At 68.3% G+C, this 17,368-nt stretch carries 15 protein-coding genes; 5 read left to right on the top strand and 10 right to left on the bottom strand.

What is annotated here, in order from left to right:
* Positions 1-71: 71 nt before the first annotated feature.
* A complete protein-coding gene (locus ABD231_RS22020) occupies positions 72-884 on the bottom strand; it encodes a phosphotransferase family protein (RefSeq protein WP_344154988.1) in 813 nt (270 codons plus the stop codon).
* Between the two features lie 16 nt (positions 885-900).
* Positions 901-2,139, bottom strand: coding sequence for an MFS transporter (locus ABD231_RS22015; RefSeq protein ID WP_344154985.1), 1,239 nt, complete (start codon positions 2,137-2,139; stop codon positions 901-903).
* Positions 2,140-2,162: 23 nt separating this feature from the next.
* Between ABD231_RS22015 and ABD231_RS22010 the strand changes: the two genes are divergently transcribed.
* Positions 2,163-2,606, top strand: coding sequence for a MerR family transcriptional regulator (locus ABD231_RS22010; RefSeq protein ID WP_344154982.1), 444 nt, complete (start codon positions 2,163-2,165; stop codon positions 2,604-2,606).
* On the opposite strand, the gene ABD231_RS22005 is transcribed toward ABD231_RS22010, so the two are convergent.
* Both ABD231_RS22005 and ABD231_RS22000 read right to left on the bottom strand, forming a co-directional pair.
* Positions 2,596-3,954: an RNA polymerase sigma factor gene (locus ABD231_RS22005; protein ID WP_344154979.1), complete on the bottom strand. Its 1,359-nt coding sequence runs from the start codon at positions 3,952-3,954 to the stop codon at positions 2,596-2,598. The genes ABD231_RS22010 and ABD231_RS22005 overlap by 11 nt on opposite strands.
* Before the next feature lie 7 nt (positions 3,955-3,961).
* Positions 3,962-4,333, bottom strand: coding sequence for a YciI family protein (locus ABD231_RS22000; protein WP_344154976.1), 372 nt, complete (start codon positions 4,331-4,333; stop codon positions 3,962-3,964).
* 141 nt (positions 4,334-4,474) lie between these two features.
* Between ABD231_RS22000 and ABD231_RS21995 the strand changes: the two genes are divergently transcribed.
* Positions 4,475-5,953 carry a flavin-containing monooxygenase gene (locus ABD231_RS21995; RefSeq protein ID WP_344154973.1) on the top strand — a complete coding sequence of 493 codons (1,479 nt, stop codon included), beginning with the start codon at positions 4,475-4,477 and terminating at the stop codon, positions 5,951-5,953.
* Here the strand turns inward: ABD231_RS21995 and ABD231_RS21990 are convergent.
* Positions 5,898-7,052 carry a citrate/2-methylcitrate synthase gene (locus ABD231_RS21990; protein ID WP_344154970.1) on the bottom strand — a complete coding sequence of 385 codons (1,155 nt, stop codon included), beginning with the start codon at positions 7,050-7,052 and terminating at the stop codon, positions 5,898-5,900. The two genes, ABD231_RS21995 and ABD231_RS21990, sit on opposite strands and share 56 nt — an antisense overlap.
* A gap of 73 nt (positions 7,053-7,125) precedes the next feature.
* Here ABD231_RS21990 and ABD231_RS21985 point away from each other — a divergent pair, with 73 nt between their 5' ends.
* Positions 7,126-8,307: a citrate/2-methylcitrate synthase gene (locus ABD231_RS21985; RefSeq protein ID WP_344154968.1), complete on the top strand. Its 1,182-nt coding sequence runs from the start codon at positions 7,126-7,128 to the stop codon at positions 8,305-8,307.
* A 680-nt stretch (positions 8,308-8,987) separates the two neighbouring features.
* Here ABD231_RS21985 and ABD231_RS21980 read toward each other — a convergent pair.
* Positions 8,988-9,869, bottom strand: a complete 882-nt coding sequence (locus ABD231_RS21980) for a MurR/RpiR family transcriptional regulator (RefSeq protein ID WP_344154965.1) — start codon at positions 9,867-9,869, stop codon at positions 8,988-8,990.
* 107 nt (positions 9,870-9,976) lie between these two features.
* Between ABD231_RS21980 and ABD231_RS21975 the strand changes: the two genes are divergently transcribed.
* Positions 9,977-11,536 (top strand): DUF5722 domain-containing protein, encoded by a 1,560-nt coding sequence (locus ABD231_RS21975; RefSeq protein WP_344154962.1) that lies wholly within the window; start codon positions 9,977-9,979, stop codon positions 11,534-11,536.
* 11 nt (positions 11,537-11,547) lie between these two features.
* Here ABD231_RS21975 and ABD231_RS21970 read toward each other — a convergent pair whose 3' ends face one another.
* The 4 genes from ABD231_RS21970 to ABD231_RS21955 form a co-directional block, all read right to left on the bottom strand.
* Positions 11,548-12,489, bottom strand: a complete 942-nt coding sequence (locus tag ABD231_RS21970) for a co-chaperone YbbN (RefSeq protein ID WP_344154959.1) — start codon at positions 12,487-12,489, stop codon at positions 11,548-11,550.
* 76 nt (positions 12,490-12,565) lie between these two features.
* Positions 12,566-14,359 carry an NAD-binding protein gene (locus tag ABD231_RS21965; RefSeq protein WP_344154956.1) on the bottom strand — a complete coding sequence of 598 codons (1,794 nt, stop codon included), beginning with the start codon at positions 14,357-14,359 and terminating at the stop codon, positions 12,566-12,568.
* Positions 14,280-15,953 (bottom strand): coenzyme B12-dependent isobutyryl-CoA mutase large subunit, encoded by a 1,674-nt coding sequence (icmA, locus tag ABD231_RS21960; protein ID WP_344154953.1) that lies wholly within the window; start codon positions 15,951-15,953, stop codon positions 14,280-14,282. The genes ABD231_RS21965 and icmA overlap by 80 nt, the downstream gene beginning before the upstream one ends.
* A 79-nt stretch (positions 15,954-16,032) precedes the next feature.
* On the bottom strand, positions 16,033-16,536 hold the full coding sequence (locus ABD231_RS21955; RefSeq protein WP_344154950.1) for a MarR family winged helix-turn-helix transcriptional regulator: 504 nt from the start codon (positions 16,534-16,536) through the stop codon (positions 16,033-16,035).
* A 44-nt stretch (positions 16,537-16,580) separates the two neighbouring features.
* Here ABD231_RS21955 and ABD231_RS21950 point away from each other — a divergent pair, with 44 nt between their 5' ends.
* A complete protein-coding gene (locus tag ABD231_RS21950) occupies positions 16,581-17,339 on the top strand; it encodes a maleylpyruvate isomerase family mycothiol-dependent enzyme (protein ID WP_344154947.1) in 759 nt (252 codons plus the stop codon).
* Positions 17,340-17,368: the final 29 nt, after the last annotated feature.

Genomic DNA, 17,368 nt, shown 5'->3' with positions numbered 1-17,368 from the left:
GCCCCGTCGGCAGCGCCTGCTGAGCGTGAGCCGGGCAGGCCGCGCAGAGTTGGTGAGTGGGGGCGGTCCGCTCAGCGTGGCAGGCGGTTGAGGTCGGCGATGCACCAGGCGTAGTGGCCGTCGCCTGCGTTGGGGTCGTAGATGGTTGCGGTGATGATGGCGTAGGCCTGGCGGTAAAGGTGCATGCGCTCGCGATCGTGACCGAGTGTCTCGAAGCGGTCGAGCAGGGCGAGATCGCGCTGCCTGGCATCGGCGCCGTACATGTCGAAGAAGCCGGCGGCGAGGGCGGCGTCGAAGGTGTTGTCGCCGGCGGTGGACAGGAAGCCCCAGTCGAGCAAGGCGGACGGGCGGGCGCCGTCCATCAGCAAGTTGGGTGGGCAGATGTCGCCGTGGACGATGCTCAGCCGGTCCAGCGTGATGGACGCGAGCCGCCGGGTGACCTGATCGAGCAGCTTGGGGAAGTCCGGTACGTCGCGCGCCAGGTGCTCGCGGGACGCCTCTGCCCGGCGCTGGACGAGAGCGGCGAGTGCTTCACCCCACGTGAGGTCGTCGCGCCAGAACGGTTCGTTGAGTAGCGGAAGGGCCTTGCTCGCCGGACCAGCCGTTGTCGTACCGAGCGCCTCGACCACGGTCACGAACGCGTCGAGGTTGCTCCGGTCGAACGGCGTACCGGTCAGCAGGTCCTCGTCGGTGACGGCCAGCCCGTTGTCCGCGGCATCGATCTTGCGGATGCGCGGCGTACGGAACGGGAGCTCGGGCACTTCGTCGAGGAACGCCTTCAACGGACGAACATCGTCGGGGCGCCGATCGAACCAGACCTTGCGGACCAGACCGTCACCGAGGTCGTAGACGGCGCCTTCCATGCCTTGCCCGATCAACTCCATGAGTGAGCACTCTGCCTCACCTGACCAAAGCGGTCGACGCAATTACCGCTCCGGCGACGGCGACACCGAGGCTGATGCCGACCTGTCGGCCGGTGGAGACCATCGAGGAGGCGAGACCGGCCATATCGGTGGGCATCTCGGACACAGCGGTGTTGACGAGGGGCGGATTGATCATCCCGACGAAGATGCCGAACACCAGGTAGATCGCGAGCACGATCGGCAGCGGGGTCGCGGCTCCGAGGGCGAACGAGGCGAGCACGCTGACCACAAACGCCGTACCGGCGATCAGGAGCGGCAGACGTGGACCGCGGGCAGCGACCAGGCGACCGGCGTACGGGGCGACGAGAAGGATCGCGAGGCCGACCGGCAACAGCGTCACCCCGGCGGCCAGTGCGGGCAGGCCGCGCACGTTCTGCAGATAGAGGGTGGTGACGAAGAGGTAGGCGCCGAACCCGACGTACGCGACCAACGCGATCACCAGCGCGGAGCTGAAGCGGACGCTGCGGAACAGACGCAGTTCGAGCAGCGGTTCGGTACGGCGGCGTTCGTACGCGACCAAGCCTGTCGCGGCCAATGCCGTCAGAACCAGGAGCCACGGGACCGACTCGATGATCGCTGCAACCAACGTGCCGAGCGTGAGGATCAGCAGGAGCTGGCCGACGGGGTCGAACCGGCGAGCGTGATCGGCGCGGGTCTCGGGCACGAACAGCTGGGTGCAGACGACGGCGATCACGACGATCGGCAGGTTGACCCAGAAGATCGATCGCCACCCCCAACTGTCGACCAGCGCGCCGCCGAGAATCGGGCCGAGCGCGAGGGCGAGACCCGACATCGAGCCGAAGATGCCGATCGCCTTGGCGCGTTCGGTCCGGTCCGGGAACGTCGTGACGACGATCGCCATCGCGACCGGGTTCAGCATGGTGCCGCCGACCGCCTGGACCGCGCGGGCCGCGATCAGCCAGCCGATGCCGGGCGCCAGACTGCAGGCCAGCGAGCCGAGGCCGAACACGACCAGGCCGAGCTGGAACACCCGGCGGCGGCCGATCCGGTCGGCGGTCGAGCCCGCGAGCGGAAGCAGTACGGCGAGCACCAGGGTGTAGGCGTCGACAGTCCATTGCAGGCCGCTGACCGACGTACGGAGATCACTGTGGATCGAGGGTAGAGCCACGTTGACGATCGAGACGTCCATCAGCGAGACGATGATGCTCGCGCAGCAGATCGCCAGGACGACTCGCTGCCTCGTTGAAACTCTCATACCTCGAACCTAGGATTTAGAGCGTGCTCGAAGTCAAACCTTCGTCCGAAGAGATCCCAGAGGCTGGAGTGAGCATCGCCGAGGCGGCCGAGCGGACCGGTGTCAGCGTGCACACCCTCCGGTACTACGAACGCGCCGGTCTGGTGGTCACCACCGTCGACCGGACCAGCGGCGGCCGACGGCGGTACCGCGATCTCGATCTCAAGTGGATCGGCATCTGCACCCGCCTGCGCGCGACCGGGATGCCGATCCGGACGATCCGCGAGTACGCCGATCTCGTCCTGGCCGGTGCCGGTAACGAGAAGGAGCGTCTCGCGCTGCTGGAGTCGCATCGCGCCGAGGTGCTCACCAAACTCGCGGAGCTCCAGGAGAACCTCCAGCTGATCGACCACAAGATCGACGTCTACCGCGGGCGTCTAGAGGCCGGGACCGCTGACACTCTCTGGTTCCCCGGCCCTACTGGCTAGCTCGGCGGCGCTCCAGGAACCGGCGCTCGGCCTCATTCGTCGTGAGCGCCACAGCCTCGCCGTACGCGTCGGCCGCCTCAGCCTGGCGACCCAACCGAGCCAGTACGTCGGCCCTGGCCGCGGGCAGGTAGGCGTACGACCGCAGCGCCGGTTCGTTGCCCAAGGCATCCAGCTCGGCGAGTACCGCGGCCAGATCGGCACCCGGAACGAGACTGCGCGCAGCCGCCCGGTTGAGTGCGACGATCGGCGTCGGCCAGCTCACCATCATCGCGTCGTACATCCGGACGACCTGCTGCCAGTCGGTCCGCTCCCACGACGGCGAAGTCACATGCAGGCCCGCAACCGCCGCCTGCAAGGCGAAACGGCCCTGTCCACTCAGGAGCGCAGCGGTCGCGCGCGACACGCCTTCGGCGAGCATCTTCACGTCCCAGCGGGACCGATCCTGATCCGCGAGCAGCACCAGTTCGCCGTCCGCGCTCATCCGGGCGTCACCGCGCGCTTCGTTCATCAGGAGCAGGCCGAGCAACGCCTCCGGCTCGGTCTCGGTCGGCATCAGCCTTTGCAGTAACCGGGCGAGCTCGATCGCGCGGCCAGTCAGATCGGTCCGGGTCAGCTCGGGACCGGCTGCGACGTGACCGGCGGTGTAGACGAGGTGGACGACGGTGAGGACCGCGTCCAGCCGCGCGGGCAGCTCGTCGTCGGCCGGGATCCGGTACGGAATGCCGGCGGCCGCGATCTTCTTCTTCGCCCGGGTGATGCGGGCCGCGGCGGTCGATTCGCTGATGAGCAGCCCGGCCGCCACCTCGCGGGTGGTCAGGCCGCAGATCAGCCGGAGCGTCAGCGCCACCTGGGACTCCTGCGCCAGGGCGGGGTGGCAGCAGGTGAAGACGAGCCGGAGCGGATCGGTCGGGTGCTCGACCTCACCTGGTTCCTCGATCAGCAGCGGTAGCTTCCGCCGCAGCGTGGTCTCGCGCCGCAGCCGGTCGAGGGCCAGCCGCCGCGCGACCGTCGTCAGCCAGCCACCGGGATTGGCCGGGATCTCGTCCGGCCAGTTCCGCAGCGCCTGGACGAAGGCGTCCTGCGTGCAGTCCTCAGCCAGATCCAGGTCCCGGGTCAGCCGCACGACAGAGGCGAGAACCGACGACCAACTCTCCCGATGAGCACGCTCGACAGCGGCGACTACCAGCCGCACATCCACGCCCGCCACGCCCGCACCCGCCGTGTCCGCCGTGCCCGCCTCGCCCGGCCGCCCGTCGCGGTCGTCCGCAGGCGCCCGGACGCCCTCGGACGCCTCCTCCCACACCCCGGTCGCGGGAGTGCTCCGGGGTGTGGATGGAGGTTCGGTCATCGCGCGGTCAGGCCTGCGGGCCGCTGTCCGCGGAGGTGTCCATCACCGGGCGGACCTCCACGTTGCCGGCCGGGCAGATCTTCGCGAGCTCGAGCGCCTGGTCCAGGTCACGGGCCTCGACCAGGTAGAAACCGCCGAGCGCCTCCTTGGTCTCCAGGAACGGCCCGTCGGTGACGAGCGGCTCCGACCCCTCGCGTTGCTTGACCGTGCTCGCCGTACTGGACCGCTCCAGCGCCTCGCCGCCGAGGATCCGGGCCCCGGCCTTCTCGACCGCCTCCGCGAACGCGCCGTGCAGCTTCATCGCCTGCTGCCAATCCTCCGGCGTGACGTTGTCGTACCACTCCTCGCTGTCGAAGAGCAGGAACATGTACTGCGCCATCTCGGGCTCCCTAGTCTCGGGCTTTCTTACTGGACATCTTGCTGACGATCGGCCCCGAACGGAATCGACAGCACCGTGCGGGCAGTTTTCGCGGTACTGTTGAGTGCGTACTCAACAAGCCTTCCGCCCCAGGAGGAACGCATGGAGCACCTCGACGTCCTGATCGTCGGCGCCGGTCTGTCCGGGATCGGCGCGGCGTACCGGATCCAGACCCAGTCCCCCGACCGGTCGTACGCGATCCTCGAGTCCCGGGACGCGATCGGCGGAACCTGGGACCTGTTCCGCTATCCGGGGATCCGGTCGGACTCGGACATGTTCACGCTCGGCTTTCCCTTCCACTCGTGGGGCGGGAAGGCGATCGCCGACGGGCAGGACATCCGCGAGTACGTGAACGAGACGGCATCGACGTACGGGATCGACAAGCACATCCGGTTCGGGCAGCGCGTTCTGCGCGCATCCTGGTCGTCCGAGACCGCGCAATGGACGGTCGAGACGGACGACTCGTCGTACACCTGCTCCTTCCTCTACACCTGCAGCGGGTACTACGACTATGAGCAGGGGTACGTCGTCGACTTCCCGGGGCAGGAGTCGTTCCAGGGCAAGGTGGTGCACCCGCAGCACTGGCCGGCGGACCTGGATCATTCCGGCAAGCGCGTGGTGATCGTCGGCAGCGGCGCGACCGCCGTCACGCTCGTCCCGGCGATGGCCGGTACCGCGGAGCACGTGACCATGCTGCAGCGCACGCCGAGCTACATCGCCTCCCGGCCCGCCAGCGATGCGTTCGCCGACCGGATCCGCGGCGTACTGCCGGAGAAGCTCGCCCATCGTATCGTCCGCACGAAGAACATCGCCCTCAGCACGCTGACCTACCGGGCGCTCCGCAGGTTCCCCACCCAGGCGGCCAGGCTGCTCAACGGCATGGCGGCCAAGCAGTTGCCCGACTCGATCCCCGCCGATCCGCACTTCACCCCGCCGTACAAGCCGTGGGACCAGCGGCTCTGCCTCATCCCGGACTCCGATCTGTTCCGCGCTCTGCGGAAGGGGACGGCGTCGGTGGTGACCGACGAGATCGAGCGGTTCACACCTACCGGACTGCTACTCAAATCCGGTCGTGAACTGGAGGCCGACATCGTGGTCACGGCGACCGGCCTGAAGATGGTTGCCCTCGGCAAGATCTCGCTCACGGTCGACGGCCGCGAGGTCCCGGTGAGCTCAACCTTTGTCTACAAGGGTCTGATGCTGAGCGGCGTGCCGAACCTGGCCTGGTGCGTCGGCTACACCAACAACTCCTGGACGCTCCGCTCCGACCTGAGCTCCCAGTTCGTCGCCCGCCTGCTCAACCACCTGCGCGAGACCGGCACCGACATCTGCCTGCCTGAGATCGACGCGGCCGAGTACGACGCTCCTCGGCGGCCCGTGGTCGACCTGTCCTCGGGGTACATCCAGCGAGCCGCCGGCATCCTGCCCCGCCAGGGTCCCAATGGTCCCTGGCGGTTGCGGCAGAACTACCCGCGGGATCTGCTGATGTTCCGCTTCGGTTCGATCGAGGACGGCGTACTGAAGTTCACTCGACGGGCGCCGGTGGCGGCGGGCCGACGTACTGCGCACTCGGGCGGATGATCTTCGAGTCGGCGGCCTGCTCGAGGATGTTGGCGGACCAGCCGATCACTCGACTGACCGCGAACGTCGGGGTGAACATGGCGCGCGGGATACCGCAGAGCTCCATCACCACCCCGGCGTAGAACTCGACGTTCGCGTACAGGTTGCGACCGGGCTTGAGCTCAGCCAGTACGTCGACAATGCGCTGCTCGACCGTGGTCGCGAACTCGACGAGCTCGCCGCCGGGACCGTGGCTGATCGGCCCGCGGGCGATCTCGCGCAGCATGAGCGAGCGGGGGTCGTCGGTGCGGTAGACGGCGTGCCCGAAGCCCATGATGCGGTCCCCGGCCTCGACCTTCGCGCGGACCCAGGCGTCGATGCGGTCCGGCGTACCGATCTCGTCGAGGCTGGCCAGCGCACGGTCGGGAGCACCACCGTGCAGCGGTCCGGAGAAGGCGCCGATCGCTCCGGCGACCGCCGACACCAGGTCGGCGCCGGTCGAGGTGATGACGCGGGCGGTAAATGTTGACGCGTTGAATCCATGATCGACGGTAGCGATCAAGTAATGCTCAATAGCGGACGCCTCAACATCGGTCGGAACCTTGCCGGTCACCAGGTACAGCCAACTGGCGGCGGCGGTCAGATCGGCGCGCGGGTCGAGAGGTTGCTGACCTTCGCGGAGCCGGTACAGCGCGGCGAGGATGGTCGGGGTGACCGCGCAGACGAGCATGGCGTCCGCTTTCCGGCGAGCCGGGTCGACATCCCACAGTGGCGGCAAAATCTTGGTGGCCGCCAAGAGGGAAAGGGCGGTTCGGAGGCCGGCCAGGGGGTTGATTGTAGGCCCGGCCGCGGCGATGGCGGGCAGGACTGCGCGGACCTCCTCCGGCAGCACCCGCAGCGGCGCGAGCTCGGCGATGAACTTGGCGCGCTCGGCAGCGGTCGGCAGGTGGCCCTCGAACAGGAGAAACCAGACGTCTTCCAGCGTCTTCGACTGGGCGAGGTCGACCGCCGAGTACTGCCGGTAGTGGTAGAACCCTTCATCGCCGCGGACGTCGCCGAGGGTCGTCTCGGTGACGACGACATTGCGGAGACCGGGCGGAACACTGATCGTCGTTGACATGACTTCAGGGTTGATTCGCAATCAAGTATTGTCAATATTGATCCAGTCAACATGAGTGCATGATGGAGCGTGGATGCCAGCCGAAGGTGACGAGAATTACCTGACCACCGCCCAGGTCGCCAGGCGGCTCCGGGTGAAACCCGAGACCGTCTACGCCTACGTCAGCCGCGGCCTGCTCACCAGCGTCCGCGCCCGCGGCCGCCGCGGCAGCCTGTTCGCAGCAGCCGAGATCGAACGCCTGGCAAGCCGATCAGTCGAACACTCCGGCGCCGTCGAGGAGACCGAGTCCGCCCTCACCCTGCTCAGCGGCGACGAGCTCTACTACCGCGGCCACTCGGTCCGCGACCTCGCCACCTCCGCGTCGCCCGAGTCAGTCGCCCACCTGCTCTGGACCGGCGAACTCACCGACCAACCGCCGTTCCCGATCGACCGCCCTTCGATCGACCTCGCCCGAGCCGCCATGGGCGTCCTTCCACCCACCGCACGCCTCACCGACAAACTCCGCATCGCCGTAGCCGCCCTGGGCGCCGCAGACCCCCTCCGCTTCGACCTCCAACCCACCGCCATCACCACCGCAGCCCGCACCCTCCTAGGCACCCTCATCACCGCCCTCCCCGGCCCCACCGCCGCACCGCACTCCTCCCCCGGCACCCGCCTCTGGCCCAAGCTCGCAACCACCGCCCCGTCCGCCCAACCACCGCGCCCCGACCTGATCGACGCCGTACTCATCCTGCTGGCCGACCACGGCCTAGCCGTCTCCACCGTCGCAGCCCGAGTAGCAGCAAGCGCCCGAGCCAACCTGTACGCCGTCGTGTCAGCAGGCCTAGGCGCCTTGGACGGCCAGTACCACGGCGCAGCCCCCACCCTGGCCTACGAATTCCTGGACCGCGCAAAGCACGACCCCTTGAGTGCCTTGTCCGACAACCTCCGCGCCGGCACCCCAGTCCCCGGCTTCGGCCACAAGATCTACCGCACCCGCGACCCCCGAGCCGAAACCCTCTTCGAACTCCTCGGCGACGCCCCGATCATGCAAGTCGTCCAAACAATCACCACCCGCACCAAGTCCTTCCCCAACAGCGACCTGGCGCTAGCCGCCCTCATGCACACCCACAACCTCCGCCCCGACGCCGGCGAAGCCCTCTTCGCCCTGGCCCGCATCACCGGCTGGACCGCCCACGCCCTGGAGGAATACGCCGCCCCCGCCCTCCGCTTCCGAGCCCCCGGCATCTACACCGGCGAACCCACCTCCGACTGAGGTCAGGTGCAGTAGGCCAACCCCACCCGTGGACCTCATTCGTGGCGCGAGTGGTGTTGCCCGACCACGCCCGGCGGGTGGTGACCCGCCGCGGGCACTGAACGCCGGCGGCCAAGCCACTGTCCGTCGCTCGCTCGCACCCCGAACATCTCCTCGGACGCCCCAGGCGGACCGCACCTCAGCACCAGACGGGCTTGGTTGCTGTCCCGAGGCGCCTGGCCACTGACCCTTACCCCAGCGCAAATTCGTATGGGTGGGCTGGCTGCGTTGGGCGGTAAGTATTTCTCATATGGCACCCAAAAGTTACCGGCTAGCGGATCGCGCTACAGCCAGGCGGTGTTGTCTCCGGTGGATGGATCCCTGGGTGAGAAGGGATGGCGCGGGGCGTTGGCGTGGGGGGATGCGCCTCCGTCAATCGAGGTTGTCCGCGCTCACCACGCACGCCCAAAGGTGGGTCGCCGCGGCCTTGTGCACGAGATCCGACTTTGTGCGCCCATCAGTCATCTTCATGAGCTCCGCGTGGCCGGTGCGTGCACAAAGTTGATCCGCCGACGGCGTGACTCCTCGCCAAGCAGCGGCGGTCAGCTGAACGCGATCGGCAACCACTCGCCGGGCCGGGTGGGCAACGCGGCCCGCACCACAGTGGAGCCGCACGGGTGGGCTCTACAACCTCGCCGAGGTCAGGTGCGGCGGTGGGTGGCTACTGCGTCGGCGGTGATGTCGAAGGCTTGGGAGGAGAGGGGGTAGTCGCGTTGGGCTACGCCTAGGTAGAGGGCGTCCAGGACGATCATTTGGGCGTGGCGGCCGGCTAGGGCGCCGGAGCGGAAGGTGATGTCGCGGGCGGCGGTGAGGAGGACTATGTCGGCGGCTTGGGCTAGGGGGGAGCGGGGGTAGTTGGTGAGGGCGACCGTGGTGGCGCCTTGGGTGGCGGCTCGGGTTAGGGGTTCTACTACCTCGATTGTTTCGCCGCTGTGGGAGATGCCGACGGCTACGTCGCCGGGGCCGAGTAGGGCTGCGCTGGTGAGGGCGTTGTGGACGTCGCTCCAACTGTTGGCGCCGCGGCCGATGCGGTGCAGGCGGAGGCGCAGTTCCTCGGCTACTGCGGCTGAGCCGGAGACGGCGTACAGGTCGACTCGGCGGGCGTCGGAGATCGCGAGTACGGCGCGGCCGAGTGCGGACACGTCGAGGGCTGCGACGGTGTCTTCGAGGGCTTGGGTGTCGGCTCGAAGCAGGGTGCGGAGGACGTCGTCCAGTGAGTCGTCGGGGCCGACTTCGGCGCCGGTACCGCGTTCCCAGCTCAGGCTGCTGCGGCCGGTCTCGGCAGCGAGGCCCAGCCGGAGCTCGGCGTACCCGGACAGGCCGAGAGCGAGGCAGAACCGGGTCACGCTCGGCAGCGACGTACCGCAGCGGCCCGCGAGTTGGCCGATTGTCGAGGACGCGACACCGCTTGGATCGCGCAGTACCTCGGCCGCGATTCGGCTCTGCGCGGGGCTGAGCGCAGGCAGCAGTCCGCGGATCCGCACTTCGAGGCTCGGCGGGGAGGGGACGGCAGCGATGCTCATGTGAATTATTCTCAGACCAGTACGTCGAGGATTGCAAGAGTTCACAACGCCATTCGGCGGAGGTTGCAAGGGTCGACGTCGTCGCGCGCAGCCGCCATCGTCACCTCATGCAGCTTCGCCGGATCGTCATCGCCCTAGCGACCGTCGCCGCCCTCGCCATCCAGCCCCTCAACGCCCCGGCCGCGCCTCAGGTGGGTCTGCCCTACCCTGCGCGCGACGCTTACCGGATCAAGGCGATCCAGCCCGACTTCTGGGCCAACCCGCAGGAGATCGCCGGCAACAACACCGGCGGCGTCGCGATGAACATGGTCTGGGCAGCCTGGGAGCAGACCAGCAAACCCGTGCCCTGTTCAGCAACAGAGCAGGAGTACGACGGCCGCTGCTTCACCGTGGACCCGGCGACCGACGCGGCGATCAAGGACTGGACCGATCGCGGCGTGATCGTCACCGCGGTCGTCTACGGCACACCCGCCTGGGCGCGGGCCGGTAAGCCCTGCTCCCCCGTCAACCCGGGCATGGAGATCTTCTGTACGCCGAACAATCCCGCCGACTTCGGCCGGTTCGCCGGCATGATCGCGCAACGGTACGACGGCCTCCACGGTCACGGCCGGATCGCGGACTTCGTGATCGGCAACGAGGTCAACACGAACGCCTGGTTCGACATCGGCTGTGGTGAGGGCACACCGTGCAACACCACGAAGTGGCTGGACGAGATCGCCGCCAACTACAACTCGGCGTACGACCGGATCGTCGCAGCGCAGTCGGAAGCCAAGGTGCTGACGTCGATCGACCAGCAGTTCGGGATCGAACTGGAACGCCCAGCCGCAACTGACGCCACCCTGGCAGGCCAGACGGTACTGCGCGGTCTTGCCAACCGCGTCGGCGCTCGCACCTGGCGCGTTGCCGCGCACCCGTACGCGCACCCGTTGACCAGCGACGTGGTGAGCGCGGACGACTATCCCTACCTGACGCACGGCAATGTCGGCGTACTGCTCGGCTGGTTGCAGCAGAACTACCCGAACAGCCCAGCCGCGACTGATGTGCAGCTCACCGAGAGCGGCGTGGTCTCGACGGCACCGTCATCACCGGCACGCCAGGCGACCGCGCTCTGCAACATCTTCCGCAACGTCCTCGGTACGCCCGGGATCACGAACTTCGTCTACCACCGGATGGTCGACCACCCCGAGGAGGGCATCGGGCTCGGCCTCCGGTACGCCGACAAGTCGGCCAAGCCCGCTTGGTCGACCTGGGCGCTGGCCAACCGCAACGACCTGAACCCGCCGCAACTCAGCTGCGGATTCGAGAAGTTGCCCTACACAACATTGACCCGCGGGTACCACGGAAGCCGCGGCCACTGGGCGTCATCCCGGCTGCTGCCAAACGGGTTCGCCGCCGAAGGCACCTGGCGCCTGCTCCGCGAACCCGCGCCCGGGACCGCCCGGCTGTACGAATGCCAGGTCGGCGGGCACAACCTGCTGACTCGCGACTCGGGATGCGAAGGGCTGCGCGCCCTCGGCCCGGTCGGCTACGCGCTCACGTCGTCCGCCCCCGGCGCGGTGACCATCTACCGCTGCTACATCCCGGGAAACGGAGACCACTTCATCTCCCGGGACTCCAACTGCGAAGGCCAGCGCACCGAACAACTACTGGGCTACTCGGCGCCCTAGAAGTCAGTGCCCTAGAACAGCGCAGCCATCAACCGGCGCCGAGCCTTGCCGACCCGCTCGTCCTCGGCGCCGACCACCTCGAACAGCTCCAGCAGATGCAGGCGGACCGTGTTGCGCTCGTCCCCCGCGGTCGTCTGGATCACGGTGATCAACCGGCTGAACGCGTCCTCGACGTGACCGCCCATCAGGTCGACATCGGCGACCAGCATCTGCGCCTCGATGTCGCCCGGGTTGTCGGCCGCGCGGGTGCGGACGTCGGCCGGCGCCTCCTGGGTCCGCTTCCACAGCTGGACGCGGGCCAGACCCGACTTCGCCTCGGCGTCGTTCGGCGTCTCCTTGATCAGTTCCTCGTACGCCGCGATCGCGCCCTCGAGGTCGCCCGCTCCGACCGCATCCTCGGCCTTGGCGTACCGCGGGTTCGGCGCGTCCTCCTCTTCGGAGGCCGGCGCCTCGGCGGGCGCTCCGACCGGCTCAGCGCGGCCGGTGACACCGTTCGCCACGGCCACCGTGAGCAGCTGGTCAAGGTACTGCCGGGCCTCGGCCTCGCCGAGCGGGCCCTGGAACAGCGGGACGACCTGCCCACGCAGTACGGCGATCACCAGCGGCACGGACTGCACGCCGACCGCCTGAGCCAGCTGCGGGTTCGCGTCGATGTCGATCCGCGCCAGCACGAACTTGCCGGCGTACTCGGTCGAGAGTTTCGACAGGACCTGGCCGAGCTCGGCCGAACCCGGTGCGCGCGGCGACCAGAACTCGACGACCACCGGCACCTGCAGGGACCGCTCGATCACGTCGCTCTGGAACGTCGGCTCGCTGACGTTCAGCACGTACGACCCGGCAGCTGAACCACCAGCCGAACCACCGGCGGCCGGCGCACCGGCGGGCGCACCCGCAGGCTTCCGCAGAGCCGACAGATCGATCGCCCCGGGACGGGAGAAGTTGGACTGACTCACCACTGCCCTCGCATTCCGCTCGCGCCCATCAGGCGCCCACCGCGTACGTTCACTGGTCTATCTTCTCCGACGCTACTCAAGCGTTGGGAGCCCGGGTAGCCAGGAGTAGCCGAGCCAGCCCGCTCCGGGTACCCGCGACCGCGATCCGGTCGCCCCCTTGGAGCAGTCCGTCGTACGCCGGGGTCCAGTCCCAGGGGTCCGCACCATGCTTGTGCGCGAGCACCCGGAGACCGCCCGCCTCGTCCAGTTCGCCGAGCCGGAGGCCGACCGCGACCGAGCTTGGTTCGACCGCCACCTCGGTCAGCAGCAGGACCCGACGTCCGGCCGGCACGGTCACCTGACTGCGCCGGTTCGCCGCCGCGGCCGCGATCGCCGGGGCGACCAGCATCGACACCGAGCGGCTGTGGCCGAGACCGAGCCGCCGTTCGACCCGCTGGGCCAGGTCGTGGTCGAACATCCGCATCGTGATCCGCGCATCCGGGTTCAGATCCCGGACCACCATCGCGGATTCGAGGTTGGTGATGTCGCCATCGGTCAGCGCGAGCACCGACTGCGCCCGCTGGACACCGGCCGACCGCAGCGTCTCCTCATTGCTGCTGTCCCCAATCACAACGGGGATCCGCAACCGGTGAGCAGTCTGTACGCCGGGCGCGTCCTCGTCGTGTTCGACGCCGACCACCGCGACACCACGCTCGGACAGGATCTCGAGCACCCGGGCGCCGACCGTACCGAGGCCGCAGACGACCACATGGTTGCGCGGCCGGCCGCGAACACCACCGATCACCCGGGACAGACGTGCGCCAATCAGCGAATCGACGATCACCGCGGTCAGCAAGGCCATCAGCACGATGCCGGTCAGCTGCACGACGACGCCCGCGACCTTGGCCCAGGGTGCGGCCTCGGAGAACTTGTCGTCCTCGATCCCGGCCGAGGTCACCGCTCCGGCTACCAAGTAGAGCGCCCGCAGCCAGTCCATCTTGCCGATGTAGTGCGTGAGCACGGTCCCGATGATCACCAGGAACGCCATCACCGCCGCGATCCGCCGCACCCGGCGGTCCAGTACGTCGCTCATCGCCATCAGCCACCCTGCCCGCCGTACGTCGCGCGTCCGCCAGACCGTCCTGATCCCGGTACCGAGCACGATGTCGCCACTCGGATCGGCGCTGGACATCGGCAGCAGTTCCGGCGTCGCAGACGAGGTCGTGTCGGCCAGCACGGTCAGATGTGGTTCCCGGATGAGCTCGGCCTGACCGGCGACCAGCCGCCGGTCACCGATCTCGAGCCAGGTGAGCTCGTCATCCTCCAACGCGTCCGCCACGAACGCGGGCGCAGCCAGCGAGGGCCCGGAGATGACCACGCAATCGCCGAGCAGGCTGTGCAGCTGTTTGCCCAGCCGCGGGTTGACCATCTGCACGATGATCCGCAGCCCAGGATCCATGTCGCGCGCGGTCAACGCGGTGTGCACGTTGTGGACATCGTCGGTGTCCAGCAGCACCAGGGCGCGCGCGGTCGACGGCTGCCCGTCCTTCGCGTCGATCCCGGCGCGGCGCAGCAACGACTCACTGATCACCCGGACGCCCATCACGTGCGCGCCGAGCTCGCTGATCCGATCGAAATGCCGCGAGGCGGGATTGACGATCGCCACCACCTGCTCGCCCGAACTCACCAGCTCGGTGACGACCCGCAGCATCGTGCGGTCCGAACCACACACGATGACGGCCCGCCCATCGGGTGGGCCGGCCGCCGCCTGAATCCGTGCCGTCGTACTGGGTTCTGCCGGTACTGCTTCTTCAGAACCGGGCGGGCTCTCGGTACTCGCCCCACTCGTCCCGAAGAACGTGACAGATTTCCCCCATCGTGGCCTCCGCACGCGCCGCCTCCAGCATGGGCTCGATCAGGTTGCCAGTCCCTCTGGCCGCTTCGACAAGAGCCGCCAGCGTACGCCGTACGAGGTCCTCGTCGCGCTGGGACTTGCGCGCCGCGAGCACCCGGCACTGCTCGATCTCGACCTCATGGCTGACCCGGAGGATCTCCAAGCCGCCGGAAACGGTGTCGGTGAGCGTGTTCACACCGACGATCTTCTTCTCGCCCTTCTCGAGCTTCTGCTGGTACTCGAAGGCCGCATCGGCGATCTCGGCCATGAACCAGCCGTCCTCGATCCCGCGCAGGATGCCGCCGGTCATGGTCCCGTCCGGGCTCATCTCCTTGATCCGCGCGAAGATCTCCTCGGCCTCGGCCTCGATCTTGTCGGTCAGCGCCTCGACGTACCAGGAGCCGCCGAGCGGGTCGGCGACGTTCGTGATGCCGATCTCCTCCATCAGCACCGACTGCGTGCGCAGCGCGATCTCGGCCGACTGGTCGGTCGGCAGCGCCAGCGTCTCGTCGAGCGCGTTGGTGTGCAGCGAGTTCGTGCCGCCAAGCACTGCGGCAAGAGCTTCGACAGCAGTCCGTACGACGTTCAGTGTCGGCTGCTGGGCGGTCAGCGAGACGCCTGCGGTCTGGGTGTGGAACCGCAGCCACTGCGCCTTGTCGGTCTTGGCGCCGTAGACGTCGCGCATCCAGCGGGCCCAGATCCGGCGGCTGGCGCGGAACTTCGCGATCTCCTCGAAGAAGTCCAGGTGGCTGTCGAAGAAGAACGACAGACCGGGTGCGAACACGTCGACGTCGAGACCGCGGTCGAGGCCGAGCTCGACGTACCCAAAACCGTCGGCGAGCGTGTAGGCGAGCTCCTGGCCGGCCGTCGATCCGGCCTCGCGAATGTGGTAGCCGGAGACGCTGAGCGGCTTGTACGCCGGGATGCCGGCCGCGCAGTACTCCATCAGGTCACCGATCAGGCGCAAGTGCGGTTTCGGCGGGAACAGCCACTCCTTCTGCGCGATGTACTCCTTGAAGATGTCGGTCTGCAGCGTGCCGTTGAGCTTCGAGATGTCCGCGCCCTGCCGCTCGGCGGCGACCAGGTACATCACGAAGGCCGGTACGGCGGGGCCGGAGATCGTCATCGACGTCGTGACGTCCTCAAGCGGAATGTCCTTGAACAGCCGGTCCATGTCGGCGGCCGAGTCGATCGCGACGCCACAGTGGCCGACCTCGCCGAGCGCCTTCGGATCGTCGGAGTCGCGACCCATCAGGGTCGGCATGTCGAACGCGACCGAGAGGCCGCCACCGCCGCCGTTCAGGATCATCTTGTAGCGCTCGTTGGTCTGCTCGGCGTTGCCGAAACCGGCGAACTGCCGGATCGTCCACGGCTTGCCGCGGAACCCGGTCGCGTGCAGACCGCGGGTGAACGGGAACTCGCCCGGCCAGCCGATCCGCTCCATCCGCGGGTCGTCGTGGCCCTCCGGCGGGCCGTAGACCGGCTCGACCTCGGTGCCGGAGAGCGTCGTGAAGTCCGCCTCCCGCTTGCGGGCGGCGTCGTAGCGCTGCTGCCACCGGCTGCGGCCGGCTGCGATCTCCTCGGCATCCATGGTCTCAAAATACTAGGACGTCCAACTATTTCCAACCGCAGAAGCTGACAACTCCGTGAACAGGCCCAGCTGACCAGGGCTAGCTGAAGTCGCCCGCGCTCCGGCGCAGCGGTTCGAGGACCGACCAGAGCATCTTCAGCTGCTCGTCGGTGAGGCCCTTGAGCGCGAAGTCAGCATCGACCAGATCGGCGGTCGCGCGCTCGACCAGATCGCGCCCGTCCTGGGTGATCTCGCACAGCACGGCCCGGCCGTCGTCGGGATGCGGGATCCGCAGCACCAGACCGGCAGCCTCCAGCCGCCGGACGATCGACGTCACCGAGGTCGGGTGCACCTGCAGGCGCTCACCCATCTTCCCCAGCGGCAGCGATCCGCGCCGGGAGAACGTCAGCAGCACCAGCGCCTCGAACCGCGCGAAGGTCAGCCCGTGCTTGCGGAGGATGTCGTCGAGTTCGCCGATCACGATCTGCTGGGCCCGCATCAACGACGTGACGGCACGCATCTGCTCGACCGCGCCCCACCGGTGTCCCCACTGCCGCGACGCCTCGTCGATCGGATCGAACGGCAACGCCCGTCTCCTCGCCATGAACCGAAGAGTAACTGTCGGCGGCCTGTGGGATGGTCAAGGGCATGGGATTGCCAGCCGAGTTCTACCTGTCAGCGGAGTACTACCTCGAGCAGCTCGCCGCCGAGTCCGCCCGGCTGCGCGAGGTCGCCGAGCTGGGGCTGGACGCGCCGGTGCCGAGTTGCCCGGGCTGGACGGTCGAGTCCGTCGTCCGGCATGTCGCTCAGGTGTATCTGCACAAGACCGAGGTGCTCAGACTCGGCGCCCTCCCGAAGCCATGGCCGCCGGAGGGGATCGACGAACGCGACGCCTTCGAGCTGTACGACGAATCTCTGAGCGCTCTGACGGCGGCACTCCGGCAGGCCGGGACCACGCAGCAGACCTGGACCTTCAGCCCGGCCGACAGTACGTCGGGCTTCTGGTACCGGCGGATGGCAATGGAGACCGTCGTACACCGGATCGACGCCGAGCTGGCGCATGACGTGGTCACCCCGATCGCGGCCGAGCTGGCCCTGGACGGGATCGACGAGCTGCTGTATCCGAACCTCGGTGGCCCCTGGTGGGACGAGAACTGGACCAAGCACCCGCTCGACGCAACCGTCCGGATCACCGCCGAAGGCAGATCGTGGACCGTCCATGCCGACGCCACCAGCGTCACCGTGCTGCAAGGCGCCGAGGGCGAGGCGGACGCGGAGATCTTCGGTGATCCGGGTGCGGTCTACCTCTGGCTGTGGGGCCGGACCAGCGACGACGCCGTCCAGTTCACCGGCTCCGAGGACGTCGTCCGGGAGTTCCGCGGCCGGCTGACTGAAGCCACGCAATAGGGATGTCCTGATGGCGAGTTGCTGTTCGT

Source organism: Kribbella yunnanensis (assembly GCF_039529655.1).
GTDB lineage: Bacteria > Actinomycetota > Actinomycetes > Propionibacteriales > Kribbellaceae > Kribbella > Kribbella yunnanensis.
This window is presented reverse-complemented; position numbering and strand designations above follow the sequence as displayed.